General features: G+C 72.0%; 9 protein-coding genes and 1 pseudogene. 5 read left to right on the top strand and 5 right to left on the bottom strand.

Annotated features, from left to right (window positions below; genetic code table 11):
* The 5 genes from lon to VGI02_RS11230 all read left to right on the top strand — a co-directional run.
* Positions 1 to 1,289, top strand: a 1,289-nt coding sequence (lon, locus tag VGI02_RS11250; protein ID WP_331627434.1) for an endopeptidase La, incomplete at its 5' end; no start/stop codon positions are given.
* A gap of 1 nt (position 1,290) precedes the next feature.
* Positions 1,291 to 1,608, top strand: coding sequence for a winged helix-turn-helix transcriptional regulator (locus tag VGI02_RS11245; protein ID WP_331627433.1), 318 nt, complete (start codon positions 1,291 to 1,293; stop codon positions 1,606 to 1,608).
* A gap of 159 nt (positions 1,609 to 1,767) precedes the next feature.
* Positions 1,768 to 2,256 carry an Asp23/Gls24 family envelope stress response protein gene (locus tag VGI02_RS11240; protein WP_331627432.1) on the top strand — a complete coding sequence of 163 codons (489 nt, stop codon included), beginning with the start codon at positions 1,768 to 1,770 and terminating at the stop codon, positions 2,254 to 2,256.
* 147 nt (positions 2,257 to 2,403) lie between these two features.
* Complete coding sequence (locus tag VGI02_RS11235; RefSeq protein WP_331627431.1) at positions 2,404 to 2,580, top strand: CsbD family protein; 177 nt, start codon at positions 2,404 to 2,406, stop codon at positions 2,578 to 2,580.
* Between the two features lie 65 nt (positions 2,581 to 2,645).
* Positions 2,646 to 3,080: a hypothetical protein gene (locus VGI02_RS11230; RefSeq protein ID WP_331627430.1), complete on the top strand. Its 435-nt coding sequence runs from the start codon at positions 2,646 to 2,648 to the stop codon at positions 3,078 to 3,080.
* Between the two features lie 95 nt (positions 3,081 to 3,175).
* On the opposite strand, the gene gvpK is transcribed toward VGI02_RS11230, so the two are convergent.
* The 5 genes and pseudogenes from gvpK to gvpO all read right to left on the bottom strand — a co-directional run.
* On the bottom strand, positions 3,176 to 3,499 hold the full coding sequence (gene gvpK, locus VGI02_RS11225) for a gas vesicle protein K (protein WP_331627429.1): 324 nt from the start codon (positions 3,497 to 3,499) through the stop codon (positions 3,176 to 3,178).
* Positions 3,492 to 3,749, bottom strand: coding sequence for a gas vesicle protein (gene gvpJ, locus VGI02_RS11220; protein ID WP_331627428.1), 258 nt, complete (start codon positions 3,747 to 3,749; stop codon positions 3,492 to 3,494). The genes gvpK and gvpJ (VGI02_RS11220) overlap by 8 nt, the downstream gene beginning before the upstream one ends.
* Positions 3,746 to 4,501 carry a GvpL/GvpF family gas vesicle protein gene (locus VGI02_RS11215; RefSeq protein WP_331627427.1) on the bottom strand — a complete coding sequence of 252 codons (756 nt, stop codon included), beginning with the start codon at positions 4,499 to 4,501 and terminating at the stop codon, positions 3,746 to 3,748. The genes gvpJ (VGI02_RS11220) and VGI02_RS11215 overlap by 4 nt, the downstream gene beginning before the upstream one ends.
* A gap of 275 nt (positions 4,502 to 4,776) precedes the next feature.
* Positions 4,777 to 5,094: pseudogene (gene gvpJ, locus VGI02_RS11210) on the bottom strand (gas vesicle protein GvpJ); the annotation flags it as partial.
* Positions 5,095 to 5,164: 70 nt separating this feature from the next.
* On the bottom strand, positions 5,165 to 5,278 hold a 114-nt coding region (gene gvpO / locus VGI02_RS11205), incomplete at its 5' end, for a gas vesicle protein GvpO (protein ID WP_331627435.1).

The raw sequence follows: 5,278 nt of genomic DNA, 5'->3' as shown, positions 1-5,278 counted from the left end.
CTCCCGGCACCGGGAAGACCTCGATCGGCGAGTCCGTGGCCCGCGCGATGGGCCGCGAGTTCGTGCGGATGTCGCTCGGCGGCGTCCGCGACGAGGCCGAGATCCGCGGTCACCGGCGGACCTACGTCGGCGCCCTGCCCGGCCGCCTGGTGCGGGCGCTGCGCGACGCGGGCACGATGAACCCGGTGATCCTGCTCGACGAGGTGGACAAGGTCGGCGCCGACTGGCGCGGCGACCCGTCCGCCGCGCTGCTTGAGGTCCTGGACCCGGCGCAGAACCACGCGTTCCGCGACCACTACCTCGACGTCGAGATCGACCTCTCGCAGGTGGTGTTCCTGGCGACGGCCAACCAGGTGGACACGATCCCCGGGCCGCTGCTCGACCGCATGGAGGTCATCTCCTTCGACGGCTACACCGTCGAGGAGAAGGTCGCCATCGCGCGGGACCACCTGCTGCCGCGGCAGATCACGGGCGCCGGCCTGACCGCCGACGACGTGACCGCCGACGAGTCGGCGCTGCGCCTCGTGGTGTCGGAGTACACCCGTGAGTCGGGCGTCCGTCAGCTCGACCGCGCCCTGGGCAAGCTGACCCGCAAGATCGCGACGGAGGTGGCCTCGGGTTCGGCGCAGGTTGTCGTGGACACCGAGGTGGTGCGACGCCACCTCGGCAGGCAGCGGGTCTTCACCGAGGCCGTCGAGCGGACCGCCGTGCCCGGCGTCGCGACCGGCATGGCCGTGACCGGTGCGGGTGGCGACGTCCTGTTCATCGAGGCGGCGTCGATGGCCGGCGACGAGGGACTGATCCTCACCGGACAGCTCGGCGACGTCATGAAGGAGTCGGCCCGGATCGCCCTGTCGTGGGTGCGTTCGCACGCCGGGGAGCTGGGCATCGCCGAGGACGCGTTCTCGGGGCGTTCCTTCCACGTGCACGTCCCCGCGGGCGCGATCCCGAAGGACGGGCCGTCGGCAGGCGTCACCATGGCCACCGCGCTCGTGTCGCTGCTGACCGGGCGACCGGTGCGGCACACCGTCGCGATGACCGGTGAGCTGACCCTCCAGGGTCGGGTGCTGCCCATCGGCGGGGTGAAGCAGAAGGTGCTGGCCGCGCACGCGGCGGGCCTGACGCAGATCGTCGTGCCGGAGCGCAACCGCGCCGACCTCGACGACGTCCCCGCGGACGTCGCCGGGCAGCTGGAGTTCCACCCGTCGATGACCATCACCGAGGTCCTCGACGTGGCCCTGGAGCCGGCGACGCAGCCGGCGACCCCGGGCCTCGAGGTGGCGGCCTGACATGTGCTCGCGGGAACCGGTACCGCCCGAGGTGCGTGCGCTGACGGCACTGCTGGAGCGACGCTGGTCGCTCTCGGTGCTCTACGCCGCGCACCTCGGCGCGGTCCGGTTCTCGGAGTTCGAGCAGGCCCTCGGTCAGGTCCCGCCCGCCACGCTCGCGGCGCGCCTGGCCGACCTGGAGGCGGCGGGGCTCCTGGAGCGGCGCGTCCTCGACACGCGCCCCCCGCGCACCGAGTACGCGCTCACCGCCGAGGGGCTCCGTCTGGCCCCCCTGTTGGAGGCGCTGACCACCTGCAGCCGGGACCGCCGGACGCCGTGAGGCCGCGCCCCGCCCCGCGAGGGGCATAGTGGCGTGGGTCACTCTCGAGTGAGGAACCGTGGTCTCCGGTCGTCCCACGAGGAGACCTCGGCGCACCGCTCGGTCGGCGCGCCGGGCGTTCCCACGTCCCGTTGCCCCCGTCGAGGAAGAGGCCCGTCGATGAGCACTCCCGCCACGTCCACCGTCCCGGTCACGCCGCGTCCGTCCGGTGGCGCCCCCGCCGCAGGGGCGGCGCTGGAGAGCACGCAGGGCCGGACCACCATCGCCGACGCGGTCGTCTCGAAGGTGGCCGTCCTCGCCGCCCGGGAGATCCCGGGGGTGCACGGGTTCGGCGGCGGCGCGGCGCGGGCCTTCGGGGCGATCGCCGAGCGGATCCCCGGCAGCCGGTCCACCAGCAGTCAGGGTGTGTCGGTGGAGGTCGGGGAGAAGCAGGCCGCGATCGACCTGACGATCGTGGTGGAGTACGGCGTCGCGATCGCCGGGCTCGCGGCCGCGGTCCGCCGCAACGTCATCGGCGCGGTCGAGCAGATGACCGGGCTGCAGGTGGTCGAGGTCAACGTGAACGTCACCGACCTCCACCTCCCCGAGGACGACGCCGACGGCGGCCAGGCCCAGGGCCCGGCGCCGTCCACGCAGCGCGTCCGGTGAGACATCGCGGGCGAGCTGAGCCGGTTGCTCGCGTCGCGGGTGTCGTGGGGAGTAGCGAGCACGCTCGGACGGAGTCTCTTGGATCGCGATCGGCCCAATCTCGGTTGTTGTCGACTCGATTCTCCACAACCGGGTAATTCCGTCGACATGGGCGCAGACGACACCGTCAAGAACCGTTCGAAGCAGGTCAAGGGGAAGGCCAAGGAGGTCACCGGCAAGGCCACGAAGAACAAGAAGCTCGAGTGGAGCGGAAAGTCGGACATGGCGTCGGGTGAGGTGAAGCAGCGGGGCTCGAAGGTATCGGATGCGTTGAAGTCGGACTGACTCCGATAGGCTTCGCTCCGGTCCTCGAACTACGAGATCACCCCGGTGAAACGTGAGGGATGACGATGTCCGCTCCGGCCGTCCTCGACGAGTCGCCCGCGCCCGGTCCGAGCCCCGCGGCCGGCCCGCCGGGCGCTGCGGAGGTGTCGCCGAAGGAACGCCTGATCGCCGCCGCGCAACAGCTCGCGGTGGCCGTGATCGATCGGGCGGCCGGAGCCCTCGTCGCGAAGGTCGACGACCTGTCCGGGATGATCGAAGGGCTCGGTCAGGGCGGCGGGGTCGGGATGAACGCCCTGATCAGCGCCGGTATGGCCGCCATGGGCGGCAAGAACCCGGTCTGGGCCGCGATCAAGGGCGGCGTCGCCGCCATGGGCACCACGACCAAGGTGATGATCGCGCTCCTGCTCATCCTGACGGCGGTGCTGGCGCCCGTGGTCCTGTTGGTCGTCGCGCTGGTGCTCCTGGTGATGGCCATCGTCGCCGCGGTCCGCGGGAACTGACTCCTCGCCGGCCCGCCATGCCCCTCCGGCCATTCCGCGGAGGGGGGCGGCGGGTGTCCGACCAACCGAAAAGAATGGTCGCGCAATCGACGCGGTCAGCGATGACGGGGCAGCAGTGGTCCCAGAGGACCCAGGTCGATGTTGAGGTCCTCAGCGGTGAGGCCGAACTGTTCGGTCAGTTCGTCCATTGCCTCCTGCAGGAGCATCAACGACGTGCCGAGGTCCTCTTCCTCGGTCTCCGTGAGATCGCCTTGATCGACCCGTCGGATCGCCTGTCGCTCCATCAGTTGTCGGAGCAGTTCGACGATCGTCAGCACCAGCTTCATGAGGTCGCGGCGGACGGCGTCCTTGTCGATCTCCACCCGCCGTCCGGAGCCCGTCGGCGGCGGATCCGTCCCGCCGGGCTGCTGCTCAGTCATGGCGGGACCCGATCACCCGTTGACGTTGCGACTGGGCGTGCAGCGGGATCGGCCGCTCGACGGGCGCGATCGAGGTGATCAGGGCGCGGAGCGAGATGCGGACGAGGTCCACCCCGGCCAGGGAGATGGTGAGATCACCGGTCAGGACGACGCCGCCGGCGAGCAGACGGTCGAGCAGATCCACCAGGGCGACCTCCTGGTCCCCGAACAGCGAGGTCGCGTGGGGCTGGAGCTCGCGGTCGGCGGTCACGGTGTCCTCACCTGGGAGAAGGAGTACGGCACCCAGGGCCCGGTCAGCTCGACCCGGACCGACCGGTGGTCGGCGAAGGCGCCGGCCAGCGCGGTGAACTCTCCCTGGGCCCGTTCCGGGACCAGGTAGGCACCGTTGAGCACCATCTGGTCCGGGTCGCCGGTGAGAGCGGAGTCCTGGAGCCGGTGCCTGCGGACGTCGGCCGCGAGCCCGCCGAGGGCCTCGTGCACCTCTTCCGCGGCCAGGAGGGCCTCCTCGACGCCGTCGTCGCGCTCGCGGAGCGCCCGTCGGCGCCGGCGCAGGTACTCGGCGCCCGACGCCGGCCGGTCCGCCCCGCTCCCGTTCGCGGAGCGGCGGCGCGCGTAGGCCTTCACCCCCCACTCCGACCGCCCGGTCACGTGGTCGAGGACGTGGTCGAACGATCCGCGGCTCCGGTCCAGCACCTCGCGGACCCGGTCGTCACCGAAGTAGACGGTGGCCAGGGCCAGCGGGGCGATCACGTGCTCGCGCCCGACGGCGTCGACGACGCGGTGATGGGTCCGGGCCGTCGTCGTGAGCCACTCGAGGTCCTCGCGGTGCTGTTCGAGCGCGCGTTCCTCGAACTCCCCGCGGTCGACGTCGCTCACCACGGCGACCAGGGACTCGGCGGGAACGAGTCGGACCGGCGCGCCGTCGATGCCGCTCAGCCCGGACACCGCCGCGTCGTCGAGGCTGCGGGCCACCGCGTAGACGTAGGTCGCGCTGTCGCTCATGAGCGCCGCTTCCGGGTCCGGGTGCCGGGCGAGGTGCGACGGCGGGGAGGCTTCTCGGGCTCGGCGTCCGGCTCGTCCTCGACCGGCTCGTCCTCGAACTCGGCGTCCTCCTCGTCGACGTCGGCATCCTCGATGTCGGCCTCGTCGTCGGGCTCGTCGAGCTCCGCCTCCTCGTCGTCCTCGGGATCGTCGGGCCCGGCCTCGTCGTCCTCGTCGGCGTGCCGGTCGTCGGCGCCGTGGTCGGTCCCGTTCGTGCCGGCCAGGGAACGGGCGCCGCTCTCGAGCGCCTCGACCCGCTCGCGCAGCCGCTTGTTCTCGTCCTCGAGCTCACGGTGGCCGGCGGACAGGGTGGGGTCGCGCTCCCACCAGTCGATGCCCATCTCCTTGGCGCGGTCGACCGACGCGACGACCAGGCGGAGCTTGATGGTCAGCAGCTCGATGTCGAGCAGGTTGATCTGGACGTCGCCCGCGATGACGATGCCCTTGTCGAGCACCCGCTCGAGGATGTCGGCGAGGTTCGTGCCGTCCCCGGCGGGCTGCTGCTGCTGGCGCGTGGAGGGCATCTGACCCGTCCAGCGTGTCGGGTCGGTCATGCGCGTCCTCTCCCCGGCGTGGTCGTCGTGCACCGGCTCCGCTGCACTGCGCGTCGCGGGCCCGGCGCGATCACTCGTCGTCACCCCGGCCGCGGGTGTAGCGCTTGACCCGGCGGTAGCTCAGGAGCTCGCCGTCGGAATCCATCTCGGCCTCGTAGGTCGCGAGGACGTCCGTCGACTCGGG

Source organism: Actinomycetospora sp., from assembly GCF_036497245.1.
Lineage (GTDB): Bacteria > Actinomycetota > Actinomycetes > Mycobacteriales > Pseudonocardiaceae > Actinomycetospora.
Note: the sequence above shows the minus strand (reverse complement) of the source record. Positions and strands in the feature narration are given on the sequence as shown.

Excerpts from the sequence above, each read along its gene's own strand:
- VGI02_RS11235 (WP_331627431.1), top strand. The coding sequence starts at position 2,404 with ATGGGCGCAGACGACACCGTCAAGAACCGTTCGAAGCAGGTCAAGGGG.
- gvpK (WP_331627429.1), bottom strand. The coding sequence starts at position 3,499 with ATGACTGAGCAGCAGCCCGGCGGGACGGATCCGCCGCCGACGGGCTCC.
- VGI02_RS11245 (WP_331627433.1), top strand. The coding sequence starts at position 1,291 with ATGTGCTCGCGGGAACCGGTACCGCCCGAGGTGCGTGCGCTGACGGCA.
- VGI02_RS11230 (WP_331627430.1), top strand. The coding sequence starts at position 2,646 with ATGTCCGCTCCGGCCGTCCTCGACGAGTCGCCCGCGCCCGGTCCGAGC.
- VGI02_RS11240 (WP_331627432.1), top strand. The coding sequence starts at position 1,768 with ATGAGCACTCCCGCCACGTCCACCGTCCCGGTCACGCCGCGTCCGTCC.
- VGI02_RS11215 (WP_331627427.1), bottom strand. The coding sequence starts at position 4,501 with ATGAGCGACAGCGCGACCTACGTCTACGCGGTGGCCCGCAGCCTCGAC.